General features: G+C 71.4%; 22 protein-coding genes. 11 read left to right on the forward strand and 11 right to left on the reverse strand.

Going from position 1 to position 17,402, the window contains the following annotated elements; translation table 11 throughout:
• Positions 1-22: 22 nt before the first annotated feature.
• Complete coding sequence (locus tag AC2W7E_RS04745) at positions 23-1,090, reverse strand: histidinol-phosphate transaminase (RefSeq protein ID WP_062765724.1); 1,068 nt, start codon at positions 1,088-1,090, stop codon at positions 23-25.
• A 67-nt stretch (positions 1,091-1,157) separates the two neighbouring features.
• Here AC2W7E_RS04745 and AC2W7E_RS04750 point away from each other — a divergent pair, with 67 nt between their 5' ends.
• Genes AC2W7E_RS04750 through AC2W7E_RS04760 form a run of 3 tightly spaced genes read left to right on the forward strand, consistent with a single transcriptional unit; the run spans position 1,158 to position 2,190 of the window.
• Complete coding sequence (locus AC2W7E_RS04750) at positions 1,158-1,364, forward strand: ribbon-helix-helix protein, CopG family (RefSeq protein WP_029989149.1); 207 nt, start codon at positions 1,158-1,160, stop codon at positions 1,362-1,364.
• Positions 1,365-1,367: 3 nt separating this feature from the next.
• Complete coding sequence (locus AC2W7E_RS04755) at positions 1,368-1,751, forward strand: type II toxin-antitoxin system death-on-curing family toxin (protein WP_025102750.1); 384 nt, start codon at positions 1,368-1,370, stop codon at positions 1,749-1,751.
• Positions 1,752-1,785: 34 nt separating this feature from the next.
• Positions 1,786-2,190 (forward strand): phage holin family protein, encoded by a 405-nt coding sequence (locus AC2W7E_RS04760; protein ID WP_025102751.1) that lies wholly within the window; start codon positions 1,786-1,788, stop codon positions 2,188-2,190.
• 25 nt (positions 2,191-2,215) lie between these two features.
• Here AC2W7E_RS04760 and AC2W7E_RS04765 read toward each other — a convergent pair whose 3' ends face one another.
• Both AC2W7E_RS04765 and AC2W7E_RS04770 read right to left on the reverse strand, forming a co-directional pair.
• Entirely contained in the window at positions 2,216-3,511 is a 1,296-nt protein-coding gene (locus AC2W7E_RS04765; RefSeq protein ID WP_025102752.1) for a hypothetical protein, read from the reverse strand.
• Positions 3,508-3,762, reverse strand: coding sequence for a hypothetical protein (locus AC2W7E_RS04770; protein ID WP_025102753.1), 255 nt, complete (start codon positions 3,760-3,762; stop codon positions 3,508-3,510). Before AC2W7E_RS04770 ends, AC2W7E_RS04765 begins: the two co-directional genes overlap by 4 nt.
• Before the next feature lie 163 nt (positions 3,763-3,925).
• On the opposite strand from AC2W7E_RS04770, the gene AC2W7E_RS04775 reads away from it, so the two are divergent.
• Both AC2W7E_RS04775 and purB read left to right on the forward strand, forming a co-directional pair.
• On the forward strand, positions 3,926-4,465 hold the full coding sequence (locus tag AC2W7E_RS04775; RefSeq protein ID WP_025102754.1) for a low molecular weight protein-tyrosine-phosphatase: 540 nt from the start codon (positions 3,926-3,928) through the stop codon (positions 4,463-4,465).
• Entirely contained in the window at positions 4,462-5,844 is a 1,383-nt protein-coding gene (gene purB, locus AC2W7E_RS04780; protein WP_051582177.1) for an adenylosuccinate lyase, read from the forward strand. The genes AC2W7E_RS04775 and purB overlap by 4 nt, the downstream gene beginning before the upstream one ends.
• Positions 5,845-5,848: 4 nt before the next feature.
• Here purB and AC2W7E_RS04785 read toward each other — a convergent pair whose 3' ends face one another.
• From AC2W7E_RS04785 to AC2W7E_RS04795, 3 genes are read right to left on the reverse strand one after another with little or no spacing between them, the layout of a single operon-like run.
• Positions 5,849-7,282, reverse strand: coding sequence for an MFS transporter (locus AC2W7E_RS04785; protein WP_485988649.1), 1,434 nt, complete (start codon positions 7,280-7,282; stop codon positions 5,849-5,851).
• Between the two features lie 49 nt (positions 7,283-7,331).
• The gene (locus AC2W7E_RS04790) at positions 7,332-7,691 is read right to left on the reverse strand and encodes a hypothetical protein (protein WP_025102757.1); all 360 of its coding nucleotides are present in this window, start codon (positions 7,689-7,691) and stop codon (positions 7,332-7,334) included.
• Positions 7,688-8,338 (reverse strand): hypothetical protein, encoded by a 651-nt coding sequence (locus AC2W7E_RS04795; RefSeq protein WP_025102758.1) that lies wholly within the window; start codon positions 8,336-8,338, stop codon positions 7,688-7,690. Before AC2W7E_RS04795 ends, AC2W7E_RS04790 begins: the two co-directional genes overlap by 4 nt.
• 290 nt (positions 8,339-8,628) lie before the next feature.
• Here AC2W7E_RS04795 and AC2W7E_RS04800 point away from each other — a divergent pair, with 290 nt between their 5' ends.
• Positions 8,629-9,555 (forward strand): hypothetical protein, encoded by a 927-nt coding sequence (locus AC2W7E_RS04800; protein ID WP_025102759.1) that lies wholly within the window; start codon positions 8,629-8,631, stop codon positions 9,553-9,555.
• Here the strand turns inward: AC2W7E_RS04800 and AC2W7E_RS04805 are convergent.
• Complete coding sequence (locus AC2W7E_RS04805; RefSeq protein WP_315107919.1) at positions 9,543-10,382, reverse strand: sulfurtransferase; 840 nt, start codon at positions 10,380-10,382, stop codon at positions 9,543-9,545. The genes AC2W7E_RS04800 and AC2W7E_RS04805 overlap by 13 nt on opposite strands.
• A 106-nt stretch (positions 10,383-10,488) precedes the next feature.
• Between AC2W7E_RS04805 and AC2W7E_RS04810 the strand changes: the two genes are divergently transcribed.
• The 3 genes from AC2W7E_RS04810 to AC2W7E_RS04820 all read left to right on the forward strand — a co-directional run bounded on the left by AC2W7E_RS04810 (position 10,489) and on the right by AC2W7E_RS04820 (position 12,040).
• Complete coding sequence (locus AC2W7E_RS04810) at positions 10,489-11,139, forward strand: GTP cyclohydrolase II (protein WP_025102761.1); 651 nt, start codon at positions 10,489-10,491, stop codon at positions 11,137-11,139.
• A 17-nt stretch (positions 11,140-11,156) separates the two neighbouring features.
• Positions 11,157-11,627, forward strand: a complete 471-nt coding sequence (locus AC2W7E_RS04815; RefSeq protein WP_062767021.1) for a MarR family winged helix-turn-helix transcriptional regulator — start codon at positions 11,157-11,159, stop codon at positions 11,625-11,627.
• Positions 11,628-11,689: 62 nt separating this feature from the next.
• Entirely contained in the window at positions 11,690-12,040 is a 351-nt protein-coding gene (locus AC2W7E_RS04820; protein ID WP_062637860.1) for a helix-turn-helix domain-containing protein, read from the forward strand.
• A 70-nt stretch (positions 12,041-12,110) separates the two neighbouring features.
• On the opposite strand, the gene AC2W7E_RS04825 is transcribed toward AC2W7E_RS04820, so the two are convergent.
• Complete coding sequence (locus AC2W7E_RS04825) at positions 12,111-12,713, reverse strand: ClpP family protease (RefSeq protein WP_485988650.1); 603 nt, start codon at positions 12,711-12,713, stop codon at positions 12,111-12,113.
• Positions 12,710-13,324 carry a ClpP family protease gene (locus AC2W7E_RS04830; protein WP_485988651.1) on the reverse strand — a complete coding sequence of 205 codons (615 nt, stop codon included), beginning with the start codon at positions 13,322-13,324 and terminating at the stop codon, positions 12,710-12,712. The genes AC2W7E_RS04825 and AC2W7E_RS04830 overlap by 4 nt, the downstream gene beginning before the upstream one ends.
• Before the next feature lie 136 nt (positions 13,325-13,460).
• Between AC2W7E_RS04830 and AC2W7E_RS04835 the strand changes: the two genes are divergently transcribed.
• Positions 13,461-13,931 carry an acyl-CoA thioesterase gene (locus AC2W7E_RS04835; RefSeq protein WP_081811533.1) on the forward strand — a complete coding sequence of 157 codons (471 nt, stop codon included), beginning with the start codon at positions 13,461-13,463 and terminating at the stop codon, positions 13,929-13,931.
• Between the two features lie 94 nt (positions 13,932-14,025).
• Here the strand turns inward: AC2W7E_RS04835 and AC2W7E_RS04840 are convergent, their stop codons facing one another.
• Together AC2W7E_RS04840 and AC2W7E_RS04845 are read right to left on the reverse strand one after the other, a co-directional pair.
• Positions 14,026-15,432, reverse strand: coding sequence for a hypothetical protein (locus AC2W7E_RS04840; RefSeq protein WP_062765747.1), 1,407 nt, complete (start codon positions 15,430-15,432; stop codon positions 14,026-14,028).
• A 150-nt stretch (positions 15,433-15,582) separates the two neighbouring features.
• Positions 15,583-16,821, reverse strand: a complete 1,239-nt coding sequence (locus AC2W7E_RS04845) for a trans-sulfuration enzyme family protein (protein ID WP_338566961.1) — start codon at positions 16,819-16,821, stop codon at positions 15,583-15,585.
• A gap of 112 nt (positions 16,822-16,933) precedes the next feature.
• Between AC2W7E_RS04845 and AC2W7E_RS04850 the strand changes: the two genes are divergently transcribed.
• Positions 16,934-17,401 carry an Lrp/AsnC family transcriptional regulator gene (locus AC2W7E_RS04850; protein ID WP_025102769.1) on the forward strand — a complete coding sequence of 156 codons (468 nt, stop codon included), beginning with the start codon at positions 16,934-16,936 and terminating at the stop codon, positions 17,399-17,401.
• Position 17,402: the final 1 nt, after the last annotated feature.

Below are 17,402 nucleotides of genomic sequence, written 5' to 3' on the forward strand. Positions count from 1 at the left end.
GGTTCGCAGGGCGGTGCCGCGCTCAGCGGAGGGTCGCCGCGACCTCGAGCACGCGGGCGACGGCCGCCTCCTCGCCGACGGAGATCCGGATGCCGTCGCCGGAGAACGGACGCACGATCAGGTCGGCGTCGATGAACGCCGCTGCGACCTCGTCGGTGCGCGCGCCGGTCGGCAGCCAGACGAAGTTGCCCTGGGCGTCCGGCACCTCCCAGCCCTGCGCGCGGAGCCCCTCGACGAGACGAGCGCGGCGTTCGACGATCACGGCGACGCGCTCCAGGAGCTCGGCTTCGGCGTCGAGGCTCGCGATGGCGGCGTTCTCGGCCGCGGACGTGACAGACAGCGGGATGCCGGTCGTCCGTGCCGCGTCGAGCACCTTCTCGTGGCCGACCGCATAGCCGACCCGGAGCCCGGCCAGACCGTAGGCCTTGGAGAACGTGCGGAGGACGACCACGTTCGGGTGCGCCTCGAAGACGCGCTCGGCCAGGCCGTCGACGGCATCGGGGGCGGTGACGAACTCGGCGTAGGCCTCGTCGAGGATGATGAGCACGTCGGACGGCACGCGGTCCACGAACGCCGCGAACTCGGCAGACGTGACGATGGGACCGGTCGGGTTGTTCGGCGTGCAGACGATGATCGCGCGTGTGCGGTCGGTCACGGCGTCGGCCATCGCGTCGAGGTCGTGGCGGGAGTCGGCCGTCAGCGGCACCTGCACCCCGGTCGCGCCCGCGACCAGCGGCAGGCTCGGGTACGCCTCGAACGACCGCCAGGCGTAGACGACCTCGTCGCCGACCGAGGCAGTGGCGAGGACGAGCTGATGCAGGATCGCGACACTGCCGGAGGCGACATGGACCTGCTCGGGCTCGACCCCGTAGCGGGCCCCGAGCCGCGCACGCAGGCGGCCGGCGGTGGCATCGGGATACCGGTTCATCGGCGTCGTGTGCTGCAGCGCGTCGAGGACCGAGGGCAGCGGATCGAACGGGTTCTCGTTGCTGGAGAGCTTGAAGGCCTCGGGACCGGCCTGCTTGCCCTGTCGATACGGCGCGAGGGAGGCGATGGCGGGACGGATGCGGGGCAGGGTCGGCTCGGTCACGCGTCGAGTCTAGGACGTGCGGCCCGCCACCCTTTCGAGGCCGAGGGTGCGGTGATACCATTCTGGTATGGCTATGACGGTGCGACTCCCTGAGGAACTCGATGCCCGGCTCGAAGACATCGCACGAGCCCGGCACGTCTCCAAGCACGCCGTGATCATCGAGGCGGCCACCCGGTTCGCGAACAGCGAGTCCAAGACGGATCGAGTTCTGGCGCTCGCGGACGAGGTGACCGAACGCTACGGCGACGCCATCACGCGCCTCGAAGACGCCTGATCGATGGCCACCGAGTACGTCGAGCCCGAGCAGGCCCTCGCGCTGATCGCGAAGCTCGGCCTGCATGTGCGCGACGAGGGGCTGCTCTTCTCCGCCCTGGCGCGACCCGCCGCCGGCATGTTCGGCGTCGATGCGTATCCGACGTTCGCGGAGAAGGCGGCGGCCCTGATGAGCTCCGTCGCCCAGAATCACGCACTGTTCGACGGGAACAAGCGCACAGCGCTCTATCTCACCTTCATCTTCATCCGGCTGAACGGCTACGACATCACCTTCACGAACGACGAAGCCTTCGAGTTCGTCATCGATGTCGCGCAGAGCCGGATGGATCTCGGGGAGATCGCCCAGGTTCTCGCCGCCCACATCCGTCCCGTGGACGACCGCGGCTGACACCGCGGGCCCCGCGTGGGAGACTGAACGCATCATGCGCTTCATCATCCGGGTCGTCGTCAACGCGTTCGCCATCTGGGTCGTCACGCTCATCCCCGTGCTCCAGGTCACGGTGCGCGCCTTCCCGCCGGGCGAGACGCTGCAGCTCGTCCTGACGCTCCTCGCGGTCGGCGCCCTCTTCGCGCTGGTGAACACCATCATCGGCACGATCGTGAAGATCGTCGCCTTCCCGCTGTACATCCTCACGTTCGGCCTCATCGGCTTCCTCATCAACGGCTTCCTGCTCTGGCTGACCGCGTGGATCACCAGCAGCTTCGGGTGGGGCCTGTCGGTCGAGTCGTTCTGGTGGGGAGTGCTCGCCGCGCTGATCATCTCGATCATCAACGGCATCTTCGGCTTCATCCTGCGTCCGCAGAACAAGCGCTCCCGCCGCGACTGACCCGTCTGCGGAGGGCGCGTACGGCTCACGGATCGGGGAGCACCCGCTCCGCGCGGTACTCGGTGCGTTCGACGGTGACGGCGCGGTCGAGGTCGGCCCAGTAGGCGTCGAGAGCCACCGCCCGCGGGTCGGCGGAGGCGTCGACCATCGCCGCGGTATCGATGTAGTTCTCCAGGGAGTGGGTCTCGAGCGCGAGGTCCTGGCGACCGGCATCCGTGTCGCCCACCCGGCTCGCGGTGAAGCTGTCGGCGGACCCCGTGCCCTCCCTCGCCCCTCCTGCGGCGAGCGCGGACACCGCGTCGTCGGTGTGCCGGAGCTGCACGAGCGTCTGGTCGGCGGGCAGCGTCGGCTCGACCGGGCTCCCGGCGGTGATCTGGGTCGTCACCGTGAACGCGCTCTCCATCGACAGGTGCGCCGCGATCATGCCACCCTGCGAGTGGGCGACGACGTCCACCCGATCCCCGGGTCTCGCGCCCGCCGCGGCCAGCGCGTCGAGGGTCGCCTGATACGACGCGGACCGGCCCCCGGTGTAGAGCTCGATGTTCGACTTCATGTCCCAGGCCTCGACACCCCCGCCCTCCCGGAGGGACATCGAGCGGCTGCCCGAGACGTAGGCGACGTAGCGCGGAGACTCGCCCGGAACCGTGTACTTCTCGATCGCCACCTGCGCCCCGGAAGCGGAGGGCAGGCGCCCGAAGGCGCTGGCCAGTCCGTTCGGAGCCCCGGCCGGGCGGGAACGCGAGGTGACCGATACCCGCACCGGATCCGCCGTCGCGCCGAGTGCCATCCCCGGTCGCACCCGCCCCAGCCCCGACGTCACGCCGACGACAGCGCCGCCCAGGAACACCGGTGGAAGCAGTCCCCCGGCGTCGAACTGGTCGCCCAAGCCACGGAAGCGTCGGTCGTCCGCCATCCGCTCCCGCGCGTCGGCCAGCGCGGCCAGACGCTCGTCGCCGGCGAGGAGCAGCCGCAGGCGCCCCTCCACCGCAGCGGCCGCAACCGTATCCGTCCGCGCCAGCGCCTCCGCCTGCGCCCGCAGCTCGACCACCTCGTAGACCTCGGCCATGAGGTCGAGATCGGCGGCCGTCTCCTGGACACGCGCCGCGAGCGCCTCCAGCGCCGTCACTGCGGACCGCAGGGACCACGCCGCCGAGGCGAGCGCGGTCCATGCGGCGGAGCCGAGCAGCGCCTCGGCACGCCCCACCGCGTCCTGCACCTCCGCGCACACCGGCTCGGCGGCCCGCACGCGCACCGCGAGCTCGCGGAGCTGCGCCGTGTCCACCGCGATCGCGCCGCCGTGGTCGATGTCGAGCCCGCTCATGCACCCTCGACCTCCCCGCGGCACGCCTGCAGCGTCCGGCGCACCGTCGCCGTGTCGTCCGACAGCCGCCAGAGGGCCCATCGCAGCGCCTCGACGCCGTCGGACTCCCAGGCGCACGCGTCACGCAGCGCCGTCAGCGTGGAAGCGAGATCGTCGAGCCCCGCGATGGCGGCGTCCAGCTCGGACAGCACTCCGGCCCGCAGCGCAGGATCGACGTCGGCAGAGGGCGCGGTGAGGACGAAGGACGACATGGACCCAGCCTTCCGCCGGACCGCGTCCGTTACGGCCAGGGCCCCGTCAGACGGCCACGACCAGTGGAGAGCCCGTTCTCCCCCAGCACCGTGCAGGAGGCTCGAGCACCCCGCGATCCGATGCCCGCTGTGCAGGAACGGCATCGACCGGCAGAATGGATCCGTGACAGCCCGAGATCCCTTCCGCGTGATCTTCGTCTGCACCGGCAACATTTGCCGCTCCCCCATGGCGGAGGTCGTGTTCCGGGACCTCGCGGAGCGGCAGGGTCTCGGCTCCCAGATCGTCTCGCGCAGCGCGGGCACCGGGGACTGGCACCTCGGAGAGCGCGCCGACCACCGCACCATCGACGCCCTCGCCCGCCGTGGCTATGACGGCTCGCTGCACCGCGCCCGCCAGTTCACCGCCGCCTCCTTCGCCGAGAACGACCTCGTGGTGGCCCTGGACCGCACGCACGAGCGCATCCTCCGCGAATGGGCCGGGGACGAAGACGAGGACGGCAAGGTGACCCTCCTCCTCGCCTTCGATCCCGATGCCTCGACGCACGACGTCCCCGACCCGTACTACGCCGGCCCGGAGATGTTCGATTCGGTGCTCGGTATGATCGAGACGGCGACTCGCGGCTTGTTCCGCCAGCTCGAACCCGCCCTGCGCCTGCCCCGCACGCCCCGAACCTTCGGGGCCTCATCAGGAGGACTCCCCTGACTTTCCAGCCTTCACTCCCGCCGCAGCCCCTCAGCCCCCTCGACGGCCGCTATCGCGGTGCCGTCACCGGGCTCGCCGACTTCCTCTCCGAGGCCGGACTCAACCGCGCCAGGGTCGAGGTGGAGGTGGAATGGCTGATCGCCCTCACCGACCGTTCGCTGTTCGAGACGACCCCGCTGTCGGACGACGACAAGGAGCGCCTGCGCGCCCTGTACCGCGACTTCGGGCAGGCCGAGATCGACTGGCTCGCCGAGAAGGAGGCCGTCACGCAGCACGATGTGAAGGCCATCGAGTACCTCGTCCGCGACCGGCTCTCCACGCTCGGCCTCGACCGCATCGCCGAGCTGACGCACTTCGCCTGCACGAGCGAGGACATCAACTCCGCGTCCTACGCCCTCACCGTCAAGCGCGCGGTCGAGGAGGTCTGGCTCCCGGCCCTCGACACCGTGATCGCGAAGCTGCGCGAGCTCGCGGTCGAGCACGCCGACGCCGCCATGCTGTCCCGCACGCACGGGCAGCCCGCCACCCCCTCGACGATGGGCAAGGAGCTCGCGGTCTTCGCCTGGCGTCTCGAGCGCGTGCGCAGCCAGATCGCCGGCTCCGAGTACCTCGCGAAGTTCTCCGGGGCGACCGGCACCTGGTCCGCTCACCTCGCAGCCGACCCGGACGCCGACTGGCCGACCATCGCCCGCGAGTACATCGAGGGACTGGGCCTGGGCTTCAACCCGCTCACGACGCAGATCGAGTCGCACGACTGGCAGGTCGAGCTCTACGACCGCGTGCGTCACGCCGGCGGGATCCTGCACAACCTCGCGACGGACATCTGGACCTACATCTCGCTCGGCTACTTCGCGCAGATCCCGGTCGCCGGCGCCACCGGCTCCTCGACCATGCCGCACAAGATCAACCCGATCCGCTTCGAGAACGCCGAGGCCAACCTCGAGATCTCGGGAGCCCTGCTCGCGTCGCTGGGCCAGACGCTGGTCACGAGCCGGCTGCAGCGCGACCTCACCGACTCCACGACTCAGCGCAACATCGGCGTCGCGTTCGGGCACTCGCTGCTCGCTCTCGACAACCTGCGCCGCGGCCTGAACGCGATCTCGCTCTCGCGTGATGTGCTGCTCGCCGACCTCGACGTGAACTGGGAGGTGCTCGCCGAGGCGATCCAGACGGTGATCCGCGCCGAGGTCGTCGCCGGCCGGTCGAGCATCCAGGACCCGTATGCGCTGCTCAAGGAGCTCACCCGTGGGCACCGCGTCGGCGCCGCCGACCTCGCGTCGTTCGTGGAGGGTCTGGAGATCGGGGACGCGGCCAAGCAGCGGCTCCTCGCGCTGACCCCCGCGACCTACACCGGCATCGCGGAGCGCCTCGCCCGCTGAGGAGCTAGGAGCCCGACTCCCCGGAGTGCTCCTCGACCCTGTCCTTCGGCATGAACGACGCCGCCAGGAGGGTGAGAACCGCGGTCACGGCGACCGCGACGAACACCCACACCGACGCGCGGACGATCGTGTCGGGGTCATCGGGTCCCGCACCCTGCGCGATGACCGCGTTCGAGATCGCCCCGAACACCGCCACGCCCACGGCGCTTCCCGCTGACCGTGCGAACGCGTTCATCCCGGTCACCGCGCCCCGCTCCCCCCAGCCGACCGAGGCCTGTGCGGCGATGAGGGTCGGGGCCGCGCTCCACCCGAGCCCGAAGCCGAGGAGGAACGCGATGCCGGCGACGATGAACGGGTTCGGCCAGGAGGCGACGGCGGCGAGCGCGACGGCTGCGACGGTCGTGATGCTCATGCCGATGAGCGTGGTGCGACGGAAGCCGATGCGCAGGTACAGCCGTCCGGCGTTCGCGGCGGCGAGCGGCCAGCCGAGGGTCAGAGCGGCCACCGCCAGACCCGACAGCAGCGGAGCGATGCCGATGGACCCCTCGAGGTAGGCCGGGGCGAAGCTGGTCACGCCGAGCATGAGCGCCCCGATGCCGAGCGAGACCACCGTGGTCGTGAGGATGAGCCGACGGGTCACGAGGCGCAGATCGACGATCGGCTCCGCCACCCGGCGCTCGACGAACCCGAAGGCCCCGAGCGCGACCGCCCCGATCCCGAAGCAGAGGGCACTCGGCACGGACAGCCACGCCCAGGCGTTCCCGCCCTCCAGCATGCCGAGGATGAGCGCGGTCAACCCGATCGTGAGCAGCACCGCGCCCCCGTAGTCGATGCTGTGCCGCTGGGTCTGCTTCTGATCCTTGTACGTGCGCAGCAGCATCCATCCGGCGATCAGGCACAGGGGCACGTTGATCCAGAAGATCCATCGCCAGGCGTCGAGCTGGGCGAAGATGCCGCCGAGTGCGGGGCCCACCACCGAGGAGATGGCCCAGACGCTGGCGACGTATCCCTGCACCTTCGCGCGCTCGGCGACCGTGTAGATGTCGCCGACGATGGTCATCGACATCGGCGCGACGGCACCGGCACCGATGCCCTGGATGATGCGGAAGACGATCAGCGCCGGCATGCTCCAGGCGAACCCGCAGAGGACGGATCCGAGCAGGAAGAGGGCGATGCCGAGCAGGATGATCGGCTTGCGACCCACGGTGTCCGCGAAGCGGGAGTAGATGGGCACGCTCACGGCCTGCGCCAGGAGGTACACCGAGAACAGCCAGGGGAACTGCTGGTAGCTGCCGAGGTCGCGCACGATGCTCGGCACCGCGGTGGCGAGGATCGTCGCGTCGATCGCGATGAGGCCGGTGGCGAGCATGAGCGCGCCGAGGATGGGTCCCCGCTCCGACCGGAGTCCGATGGAGGCGCGGTCGACGGAGGCAGTCACTCCAGAGACAAGCGGAACGACCTCACCGATATTCCGCCCGATCTCCGCGTCACGAGGAGGCGGGGCGTCCCGGCTCGTCGGTGGGGCCGTCGCTCGCGCCCTCGTCCTCCGCGTCGTACAGCACGGGGCGGTCGACGGTCTTCGTGACGTCGGCGGGATCGACCGCGAGCATGAGCATCGCGAGGATCAGGAGGGTCGCGATGAAGGCGCCGCCGCCCACGACGAGGCTCAGCGCCACCGGGGTGAGACCCTCATAGGTGCCGTTCGCGATGGCGGTGTTCACGCGGAGGGTGAAGGCGCCGGTGGAGACGAGGGTGACCACCATGGCGAACACGCCGCAGCCCAGGGCGATGCCGAGCAGGTGGAGGGGCCGGAGGATGTCCCGTCGGGTGGGCTTGTCGTCGCTCATCGCTCTCCTCCGTGCTCCACAGGAGCCGCATCGTTCTCGGGGGCGGCAGCGACGTCATCGGCGTCCGCGCGCTTCGGGGTGAGGCCGGCGATGCCGAGGAAGACGGCGACGATGGCCGCATACCCGCCGAACATCCCCACGCCGAGGATGATGCCGGACAGCTCGAACGTGCCCGCCTTCTCGATCGTGTACTCCTGGACGAAGCCCGACGGGATCAGCAGCAGGACGACCGCGAGGAGCACGCCCAGCGCCCCGACCGTGATCGCGTCGGTGGCGAGCGCTCCCCCGACGCGGCGGGCGCGGAAGCCGGCGAGCAGCTCGAGGCCGCCGCTGAGCACGCCCCAGGTGATGAGCACGATGAAGAACATGTCGTCCGTGCGCCAGGCCGGCACGCCCCCGGCCATTCCGGCGATCGCGCTCACGACCGCCAGGAGGATCGCCGACCAGCGCGACCCCGACGGGAGGACGAGCCAGGCCGCGAGGATGTGCACCAGGGCGGTGACCAGCGCGAAGCCGCTGAAGACGGCGAGACCGACCGCGGCGGAGTGATCCGAGGAGAAGGTGATCATCAGGGCGGCGACGGCCGCGAACAGCGCGCGCAGCAATTGCACGTGGCGCATGGTGAACGCGCGAGCAGGGGCAGACATAACGGCCAGATCCTCCGGGGTTTCCCCACCAGTCTACGCGGGGCCGCGAGCCGCACGCGCCGGGGGATGCTCGTGAAGCCCGGCGGATCTCCCCAGATCGATTGCCGGGCTTCACGACATACGCAGCAAGGGGGGCATCACTGCGTCGGGCCGCTGCCGCAGGGTCGGGCACCCTCCCCGCGACATCACAGCCCCGTGACCCACTTGCCCACCTGGTCCCCTGAGGTGTGCGCGTGCGGTCGTATGCTCACTCTAGAGGTGTGTTCTTCACATACCGGGTGGGGGCTGTGATGGGTTTTGGGGACGACGAGAAGAGGGCCGCGACGCCGGACGCGTTCGCGGCGGCGCTGCGGGATGCGATCAACGCGAGACCGGTGACGCTGTCGTGGTTGCAGCGACAGCTCCGCGACCGGGGCAACCGCGTCTCGATGGCCACGCTGAGCTACTGGCGGTCGGGAGCCCGCCGCCCGGAAGGACCGCAGTCGCTCGCCGCCCTCGCCGACATCGAGGACCTGCTGTGCCTCGAGTCCGGTGCGTTGAGCAGGCTCCTGCGTCCGCACCGCACCGGGCCCCTGGGGCCGCAGGGGTTCCCGCTGGAGCAGGTCGACATGGAGCGGGCGGTCCGCGAGGTCTACGCGGCCCTCGGCGCCACGTACCCGGACCCGTCGCGGGAGCTCACCGTCCACTCCGTCACGGAGGTGGACGCCGACGGCGAGGTGTCCTCCTGCCTCACCCGCAGCATCGTGCAGTCGACGAGCGGCGTGATCACCGCCATCCCCGTCCTCGACCTCACCCCCGGCGTCCCCGGGCCTCCACCGCTCCTCACGGCCGTGGCCGGCGGACGGATCGCCGCGCGCTACTCCCACCCGAACGGCGAGGCGCACGGCGCGCTGATCGAGCTCGATGTCCCGCTCGAGGCTCCGGACACCGCGGTCGTCGAGTGGTCGGTGCAGTACGAGCCCGGTCGCCCCTCGGATCGGGAGACCGGGCATGCTCTGTCCCGCCAGGCTCGCGAGCTCCTGGTGTGGACGCGCTTCCACCCCGATGCCGTGCCGGACTGGTGCGACGAGCTCGTCGAGACCGCCGGAGGCACCGTCGTCACCGCGCTCCCGCGACCTCGCGGCACGTCGGTGCACCAGGTCCGCCGGGCGTTCGGTCCCGGCGCCCTCGGTCTGCGCTGGGGGTACGGCCCTCGCGGCGGCGATCAGCCCGGCTGATCACCCGTCGCGACCGGTCGTCCCGGCGTGTTCGACCACTGGCTCCAGGAGCCGGGGAAGACCTTCGCCGGGATGCCGACCTCCTGCAGCACGAGAGCCGTATGCGCCGCCGTGATACCGGAGCCGCAGTACGCCGCGACCGGTGTCTCGGCCGTGATGCCGACCTCCGCGAGCGTCGCCAGGACCGTGTCGCGGTCACGGATGCGCCCGCTCTCGTCGAGGTGCCGCGTGGTGGGGAGGTTCCGGGCACCGGGGATGTGTCCGGCGATCGGGTCGAGCGGCTCGGTCTCGCCGCGGTAGCGCTCCGGGGCGCGCACGTCGAGCAGGACCCCGGTCTCCGGGAACGCCGCCGCCTCGTCGATCGAGAGGGCGTCCTGGCCGGGATCCGCGAGGACGACGTCACCGGTCTCCGGCACGACGTCGTCGGTCGCCAGGTCGTATCCGGCCGCGGTCCAGGCCCGCAGCCCGCCGTCGAGCACCCGGACCTCGACGCCGGCCTGCCGCAGCAGCCACCACGCCCGAGCCGCCGCGAGTCCCTTGGTGTCGTCGTAGGCCACGACCGTGTCGCCCTGCCGCACGCCCCAGCGCCGTGCCGCCGCCTGCAGGGTCTCCGTCGAGGGGAGCGGATGCCGGCCCTCGGTGGGCGCTCCGGGCGTGGAGAGCTCCTGATCCAACGACGCGAACACGGCGCCGGGGATGTGGCCAGAGCGGTAGTCGCCCGGGCCCGCCTCGGGACGGTCCAGGCGCCAGCGCACGTCGACGACCCGGATCGGGGCGCCGTTCTCGAGGAGGTCGTGGAGTTCTGCCGCGGAGACGAAGTGACTCATGGTGCGAGGCTACCGAGTCCGCGGCGCCACGCGTCGATCGCCGTCACGGACCGACACGGTCCTCGCGGCCCGGGAATAGCCACGCGCCCACGGCGTTTCCCCTCACATGATTGAAACTTCAACGGTCGCCGCGGAGCGCACCCGCGTGCGGGTGCCCCTGCGCTTCGCGGACGGCTTCGCGACGACGGCCGACGTCGTGACCTTCGATGGACTCGTGGACGGGCGCGAGCACCTGCTGCTCGGACTCGGTGACTGGCAGGCGGCGCTCGCCCGCTCTGCCGCCGGCGGCGAAGCTCCCCTCGTCCGCCCGCACAGCGAGTGCCTCACGGGAGACGTGTTCGGCTCCGAGCGCTGCGACTGCGGGCCGCAGCTGCGGGAGGCCGTCGAGCGGATCGCCGCCGAGGGCGGCTTCCTCCTCTACCTCCGGCAGGAAGGCCGCGGCATCGGGCTCTACGCCAAGCTCGACGCGTACGCGCTGCAGGACGCCGGCCTCGATACCTATGAGGCGAACGTGGCCCTCGGACGCGGCGAGGATGAGCGGGACTACACCGTCGCGGCGCAGATGCTGCGCGCGCTGGGCGTGGACCGCATCCGCCTGCTGAGCAACAACCCCGACAAGGCCGCACAGCTCGACGGCCTCGGCATCCATGTCACCGAACGGGTGCGCACCGAGGTGCACCTGTCGGAGGCGAACTCGCGCTACCTCCAGGCGAAGCGCGACCACACGGCGCACACGATCGACCTGACCGCGGCGTGACCTCCGAGGAGCACGACATGAGCGAGACGCGGCACCCGCGGCGGCTCGACGACGACGAGCTCGCGACGTGGCTCCCGATCATCCGGTTCGTCCAGCTGCTGCCCCAGGTCCTCGACCGGGCGCTGAAGGACGAGGTGGGCCTGAACCACGCCCGCTACGCGATCCTGGTGACCCTCGCCGGGCAGGGCGAGGAGGCCGTCACCATGACCGAGCTCGCGCGCATCGCCGGACTCAGCCGGTCGCGTCTGAGCCACGCCCTGGACTCCCTGGAGGAGCGCGGGTGGGTGGAGCGGACGTCGTGCTCCACGGATAAGCGCACGCTCTCCGCGACGCTGACCCCGGCGGGGCGGGAGATGCTCCGGGCGGCCGCGCCCGTCCACGTGGCCCAGATCCGCGAGCTCATCCTCGACCCGCTGTCCGCGGAGGATCGGCAGCGGCTGCAGGACATCCTGGGCGCGCTGCTTCCCGGCGTCACGGCGGCGCTGTGAGCTGCGTTCTGCTCTGAGCAGAACGTCTCGATCGCCGCACAGACGGCGGCTTATCGTGAGGCATGGCCGACATCGTCCCGTTCCCCCGCGCCCCGCATCCCGTCCGTCCGCCGTCGAACGGCCCCGAACCGCTGTGGCGCGACCTGCTCGGGGATCAGCTCCGGCGGCGGCGCCATGACCGCGGCGAGACGCTCAGCGAGACCGCGGAGAAGGCCGGGGTCTCGCCGCAGTACCTCTCCGAGGTCGAGCGCGGCCGGAAGGAACCGTCCAGCGAGATGATCGCCGCGATCGCCGGGGCCCTGGACGCCACCCTCGTGGAGCTCACGAGCGCGGTCGCCGAGGAGCTTCGTCAGGCCACCCCCGCCGCGGCGGTGGTGTCGGCCTCCCGCGGCGCCTTCGCCCTCGCCGCCTGACCCGTCTCCCCTGCACGACCGGGGTCCGGGTGCACGACGGATCCTGGAGATCCGTCGTGCACCCGTCACCTCATCGTGCCTCCGGATCACGGGGACCGAGCACGGTGTCGATGAGGCCGTAGTCGAGGGCGGCGGCGGCGGTGAAGACCCGGTCCCGGTCGGTGTCGGCGCGGAGCTCCGCGAGAGAGCGGCCGGTGTGCCGACCCAGGATCGTCTCCATGTCCGCGCGCACCCGCACGACCTCGTCGGCTGCGAGGATGAGGTCCGGGATGGCTCCGCGCGACTGACCGGCCGGCTGATGCAGCACGATGCGCGCGTGGGCGAGGGCCGCCCGCTCCCCCGGCGCTCCCGCCGCGACGAGCAGGGCCGCAGGACCGATGGCCTGCCCGACGCACGTCGTCGCGATCCGCGGACGGATGTGCTGCATGGTGTCGTAGATCGCCAGCGCGGCACCGGGATCCCCGCCCTCACTGTTGATGTAGAACTGGACGCCGGTCTCCGCGCTGTCCGCGTCGAGGTGCAGGAGCTGCGCGATGAGGGCGTTGGCCACCCCCGCGTCGATGCCGGTGCCGAGGTAGATGACGCGCTCGGCGAGCAGATGCGAGTACACGTCCATGACCCGCTCACCCCGCGGATGCTGGGCGATGACGTTCGGGATCGTGTAGCTGCTCATGCGTCCGCCCCCAGTCCCACCCGCGCACGACGACGCGGCAGGATCTCCGCCGTCGACTGCACGATCTCGTCGATGAACCCGTAGTCCTGCGCCTCGTCGGCGGTGTACCAGCGGTCGTGGAGGGAGTCCTCGAAGATCCGCGCGAGGGGCTGACCGGTGTCGTCGGCGATGAGGCCGAGGACGGTGTCGCGCATGTGCCGGAGGTCGTCGGCCTGTGCCTCGATCTCCACCGCCGATCCGCCGATCCCCGCCGAGCCCTGGTGCATGAGGATCCGCGCGTGCGGGAGAGCGCGCCGCTTGCCCTTCGTCCCCGCGGAGAGCAGGAACTGCCCGGCGCTGCAGGCGAGACCGAGGGCGAGGGTGGAGACGTCGTTCGGGATGAGGTGCATGAGGTCGCGGATCGCCAGCATCGATGGCACGGACCCGCCGGGCGAGTGGATCCAGAGGGCGATGTCGGCCACCGGATCCTCGGCGGAGAGGCCGAGGATCTGCGTCATCAGGAGGGTGCCGTTGTCGTCGTCGAGGGCGCCGTCGAGGACGAGCACCCGCTCGTGGAACAGGGCGCGCCGGGCCTCGGGGCCGAACTGCGGGAGAGGTTTGTCTTCGCTCATGTCCCCAGCCTCCGGCTCCCCCGGCGCTGGCGGGAGCGAATCCGCCCGGAGCAGATCCGCTGTGAGCGGCGGCGGGTGCACCCGCCGGAAAACGCGACGTAACACCGCCGACGCACGACCCGCCTAGCCTCGGGGCATGGCGAAACAGAAAGCACCCGCATGGCAGTCCGAGGACGGCCTGAACTTCCGCACCCGCAAGTGGGTGCGCCCGGAAGACCTCAACGCGAACGGCACGCTGTTCGGCGGAAGCCTGCTGAAGTGGATCGACGAGGAGGCCGCGATCTACGCGATCGTGCAGCTCGGCAACTACCGCGTCGTCACCCGGCACATCTCCGCCATCACGTTCGAGGCGTCGGCGGTGCAGGGCGACCTCATCGAGATCGGGCTGCAGGCCACCCGTTTCGGCACGACCTCGCTCACGATGCGCGCCGTCGCGCGCAACATGATCACGCGCAAGCGCATCCTCACCATCGACGAGATCGTGTTCGTCAGCATCGGCGAGGACGGCCTGCCCACCCCGCACGGCTACGACGAGATCACCTACGATCGCGACCGCATGCCCACCGAGCGCATCGCCACCGGCACGATCCCCCTCCCGAAGCGCTGACCCGCTCTCGTCGACCCACCCCCTTGAGGTCGACCCACCCCCGAAAGTGCGTCATTTATGGGGGTGGGTCGTACGGAAGGGGGTGGGTCGACGGTCAGCGGTGGGTGACGCGGTGGCCGATCCAGAAGCCGATCGCGATCAGGCCGACCAGACCGATACCGAGGATCCACGGGAGCAGAGAGGGTGCGGCGCCGGCCGTGGCCGTCGCGAGGGTGCCGGAGCCGTCGGCGATGCGTCCGTTGCCCGCCGCGAGGTCGGCGGCACCCGCGTCGAGCTTCGCGCTTCCTGCCGCGAGGGTGCCGGACCCCTCGGCGACCGCGTCGGCGCCGGTACGGAGTTCGGTCATCCCGGACCGGAGGTCACCGGCACCCGACTGCAGCGCGCCGACGCCCGTGGCCAGAGTCCCGGCACCCGCGTCGAGCCGCGCCGCGCCGGCGCTGAGCTCCGCGGTGCCGGAGTACAGCGACGATGCTCCGGTCGAGAGGGTCTGGAGCCCGGACGAGAGATCCGCCGCGCCCGCCGCGAGCCGGGAGGTGCCGTCCTGCAGCGTCTGCGCTCCCGCGACGAGGGCGGGAGCGCCCTTCGGGGAGACCAGCGCCACGGTTCCCGGCCAGCCCTTCGAGGTGTCGCCGTTGATGAGCGCACCGACGCCGGCCGTGACACGAGCGGAGCCGTCGGCGGCGCCGATGAGTCCCTGTGCGAGGCCCGGAGCAGCCGCGGCGGGGGCGGCCAGCGCGCCGACCTGCTTCTCGACGCCGGCGGCGAGCGCCGCGAGCTGCTGGAGCTGCACGTCATCAGGGTGTGCAGCGAGGAGACCCTGCAGACCCGCGGCGAGCGTCCGCGCATTGCCGGGAGCGCTCGTGGCGACGCCCGTCAGCAGGGCCTTCGTCTCCGGATGGGCGAGTTTCTGCACATCGGCACTCACTCCGGCGCGCAGGGTGGTGCTGAGGGTCGTCGCCCCCTCGAGCACACCGTTTGCGTACCGGTGCGCGCCGTCGACACCGGCGGCGAGAGTGGTCGCGCCGTCGACGAGCTGCCGGGCCCCGGCGTCCGCCGCCGCCATCTTCGCCGCGAGCTCCTGCGATCCGGCGAGCGCCGTCTGGGCTCCGCCGCTCACACGTCCCGCACCGTCGAGGGCCGTGGCGGCTCCCGCGGCGAGGGTGCCCGCACCCTCCGCGAGCGTGGTGGCGCCCGCGGCGGCGGTCGTCGCGCCGTCACTGAGCTTCGCCGATCCCTGCTGCGCCGTCGCGGTGCCTGCCGCGAGATCCTGCGTGCCCGCGGCCAGCTCGTCGGCCCCCGCGGCGAGGTCGGCAGCTCCGGCGGCGAGGTCCGCGGATCCCCCCTGCGCGGTGGTGGTGCCGTCCGCGAGTTCCGAGGCGCCCGCGGACACCTTGCTCATCGTGGCGAAGAACAACAGCACCATCGCCGCCAGCAGAAGGCTGAGGACGATCACGGCGATGCGCATGCCGAGGCCGTGCGCGTGGGTCTTTTCACTCGTCATTGAGGACTCCCGAGGTCAGTGGCGTCGTTGCCACCCGCGACTGTAGGGCCGCACTCTCCACCACCCCCCGGTTTTGCCGCCAGGTACCAAGTCCCACCTCAGGCGACACTCAGTTTCTTGTCGCCCTCACACAATCGCCGATCCGGCCCCTTATGTGCGAGCCACCCCCATATGTGACGCACTTTCCGGGGTGGGAGGCACGGAAAGGGGTGGGTCGGCGAGAGTGGCGAAGGCGTTCGCGAGGTCGGCGAGGAGATCGTCGACGTTCTCGAGGCCGATGGACAGGCGCAGGACGTCGGCGGCGGGACGCGCCTCCGCGGGGACCGGGCGGTGCGTGAGCGCGGCGGGGTGCTGGATGAGGGAGTCCACGCCCCCGAGCGACACGGCGTGCGTGAAGAGGCGGGTCGCCCCGGCCACCGCTGCGGCCGCTGCATAGCCGCCGCGCAGCCGCAACGCGATCATCGCTCCCGGCCCGCGGAGCTGCCGTTCCAGGATGCCGCGCGGATCCCCGTCGAGCCCGGGATAGAAGACCTCGGCGACCTCGGGCCGATCGACCAGCCACTGCACGATGCGACGAGCGCTCTCCTGCTGGTGCCGCACGCGGACCGGCAGGGTCGTGAGACCGCGGTGCAGCAGGTACGCGCCGAGCGGGTGCAGGAGCCCCCCGGTCACCGCACGCACGCGACGCAGCGCCTCCGCGGTCCTCTCGTCACAGGCGACGACGCCGGCGATGACATCACCGTGGCCGCCGAGGTATTTGGTGGCGCTGTGCAGCGACATCGCCGCGCCGTGGTCGATCGGGTTCTGCAGCACGGGGGTCGCGAACGTGTTGTCGACCACCACCGGCACGCTCCCCGCCTGCCGCACGACCTCGGCGATGTCCGCGACCTCGAGGGTCGGGTTCGCCGGCGTCTCCACGACGACGAGTCCGGTGTCGGCGCGCCGTGCGGCGGCGACCTCGTCGGGACGGCAGTACGTCGTCTCCACGCCGAGCAGACCGGACCCGAGCAGGTGGTCGGTCCCTCCGTAGAGCGGACGCACCGCGACGACGTGCCGCGCTCCCGTGGCACCCGTGTGCGCGAGGATCACGGCGGTCATGGCCGCCATCCCGGAGCCGAAGGCGACGGCGGCCTCGGCGTGCTCCAGCTCGGCGAGCGCATCCTCGAAGCGCGCGACCGTCGGATTCCAGAGGCGGGCGTAGACCATGCTGCCGTCCTGCGGCGGGCGGCCCCCGGTGGCCATCGCCTCGTACGAATCACCGCCGCGCTCGACGTCGGGCAGCGGATTGGTCGTGGAGAGGTCGATCGGCAGGGCGTGGACCCCGAGCGCCTCGAGGTCGGCACGGCCGCTGTGGACGGCCACGGTGTCGGGATGCAGCGGTGCGGTCATCCCTCCACGCTGGCCGAATCGCGGGGTTCTCGCTGGTCTTCGACAGAACAACTCATCGAATCCCGGATCCTCGCTATTCTGTGCAACATCCGGCCGCACCGAGGAGGGCACGTTGGCGAAAGCGCAACTCGACGAGATCGACCTGGAGCTGCTCGCCGCCCTGAGCCGCGACGCGGCCGTCACCAACAAGGCTCTGGCCCACCGCCTCGGACTCGCGGAATCCACCTGCGCCCACCGGATCCGCGGCCTGCGCGAGCGCGGAGTCATCCGCGACACGCGCGTCCGCCTCGACGGCTCCGCCCTCGGCTACCCCCTGCAGGCGATCATCAAGGTCCGCCTCGCGCATCACACCGGGCCCAAGGTCACGGCGCTCTTCGACGCGCTCGTCGCGATCCCCCGCGTGCTCCAGGTGTTCCACGTCGCCGGGGTGGACGACTTCCTCGTGCACGTCGCCGTCCAGGATGCGACAGCCCTGCGCGACATCGTGCTCGAGCACATCACCGTCCACCCCGTCGTCCGCGGCACCGAGACCCAGCTCGTGTTCGAGCTCCGCGACGGCACGGGTTTCCTCCCCCGCTGAA

The organism is Microbacterium sp. CFSPD4_SD4 (assembly GCF_057364585.1).

Coding starts and splice junctions, on each gene's coding strand:
- AC2W7E_RS04750 (WP_029989149.1), top strand. CDS start 1,158: ATGGCTATGACGGTGCGACTCCCTGAGGAACTCGATGCCCGGCTCGAA.
- AC2W7E_RS04755 (WP_025102750.1), top strand. CDS start 1,368: ATGGCCACCGAGTACGTCGAGCCCGAGCAGGCCCTCGCGCTGATCGCG.
- AC2W7E_RS04760 (WP_025102751.1), top strand. CDS start 1,786: ATGCGCTTCATCATCCGGGTCGTCGTCAACGCGTTCGCCATCTGGGTC.
- AC2W7E_RS04765 (WP_025102752.1), bottom strand. CDS start 3,511: ATGAGCGGGCTCGACATCGACCACGGCGGCGCGATCGCGGTGGACACG.
- AC2W7E_RS04770 (WP_025102753.1), bottom strand. CDS start 3,762: ATGTCGTCCTTCGTCCTCACCGCGCCCTCTGCCGACGTCGATCCTGCG.
- AC2W7E_RS04790 (WP_025102757.1), bottom strand. CDS start 7,691: ATGAGCGACGACAAGCCCACCCGACGGGACATCCTCCGGCCCCTCCAC.
- AC2W7E_RS04795 (WP_025102758.1), bottom strand. CDS start 8,338: ATGTCTGCCCCTGCTCGCGCGTTCACCATGCGCCACGTGCAATTGCTG.
- AC2W7E_RS04800 (WP_025102759.1), top strand. CDS start 8,629: ATGGGTTTTGGGGACGACGAGAAGAGGGCCGCGACGCCGGACGCGTTC.
- AC2W7E_RS04805 (WP_315107919.1), bottom strand. CDS start 10,382: ATGAGTCACTTCGTCTCCGCGGCAGAACTCCACGACCTCCTCGAGAAC.
- AC2W7E_RS04810 (WP_025102761.1), top strand. CDS start 10,489: ATGATTGAAACTTCAACGGTCGCCGCGGAGCGCACCCGCGTGCGGGTG.
- AC2W7E_RS04815 (WP_062767021.1), top strand. CDS start 11,157: ATGAGCGAGACGCGGCACCCGCGGCGGCTCGACGACGACGAGCTCGCG.
- AC2W7E_RS04820 (WP_062637860.1), top strand. CDS start 11,690: ATGGCCGACATCGTCCCGTTCCCCCGCGCCCCGCATCCCGTCCGTCCG.
- AC2W7E_RS04825 (WP_485988650.1), bottom strand. CDS start 12,713: ATGAGCAGCTACACGATCCCGAACGTCATCGCCCAGCATCCGCGGGGT.
- AC2W7E_RS04830 (WP_485988651.1), bottom strand. CDS start 13,324: ATGAGCGAAGACAAACCTCTCCCGCAGTTCGGCCCCGAGGCCCGGCGC.
- AC2W7E_RS04835 (WP_081811533.1), top strand. CDS start 13,461: ATGGCGAAACAGAAAGCACCCGCATGGCAGTCCGAGGACGGCCTGAAC.
- AC2W7E_RS04840 (WP_062765747.1), bottom strand. CDS start 15,432: ATGACGAGTGAAAAGACCCACGCGCACGGCCTCGGCATGCGCATCGCC.
- AC2W7E_RS04845 (WP_338566961.1), bottom strand. CDS start 16,821: ATGACCGCACCGCTGCATCCCGACACCGTGGCCGTCCACAGCGGCCGT.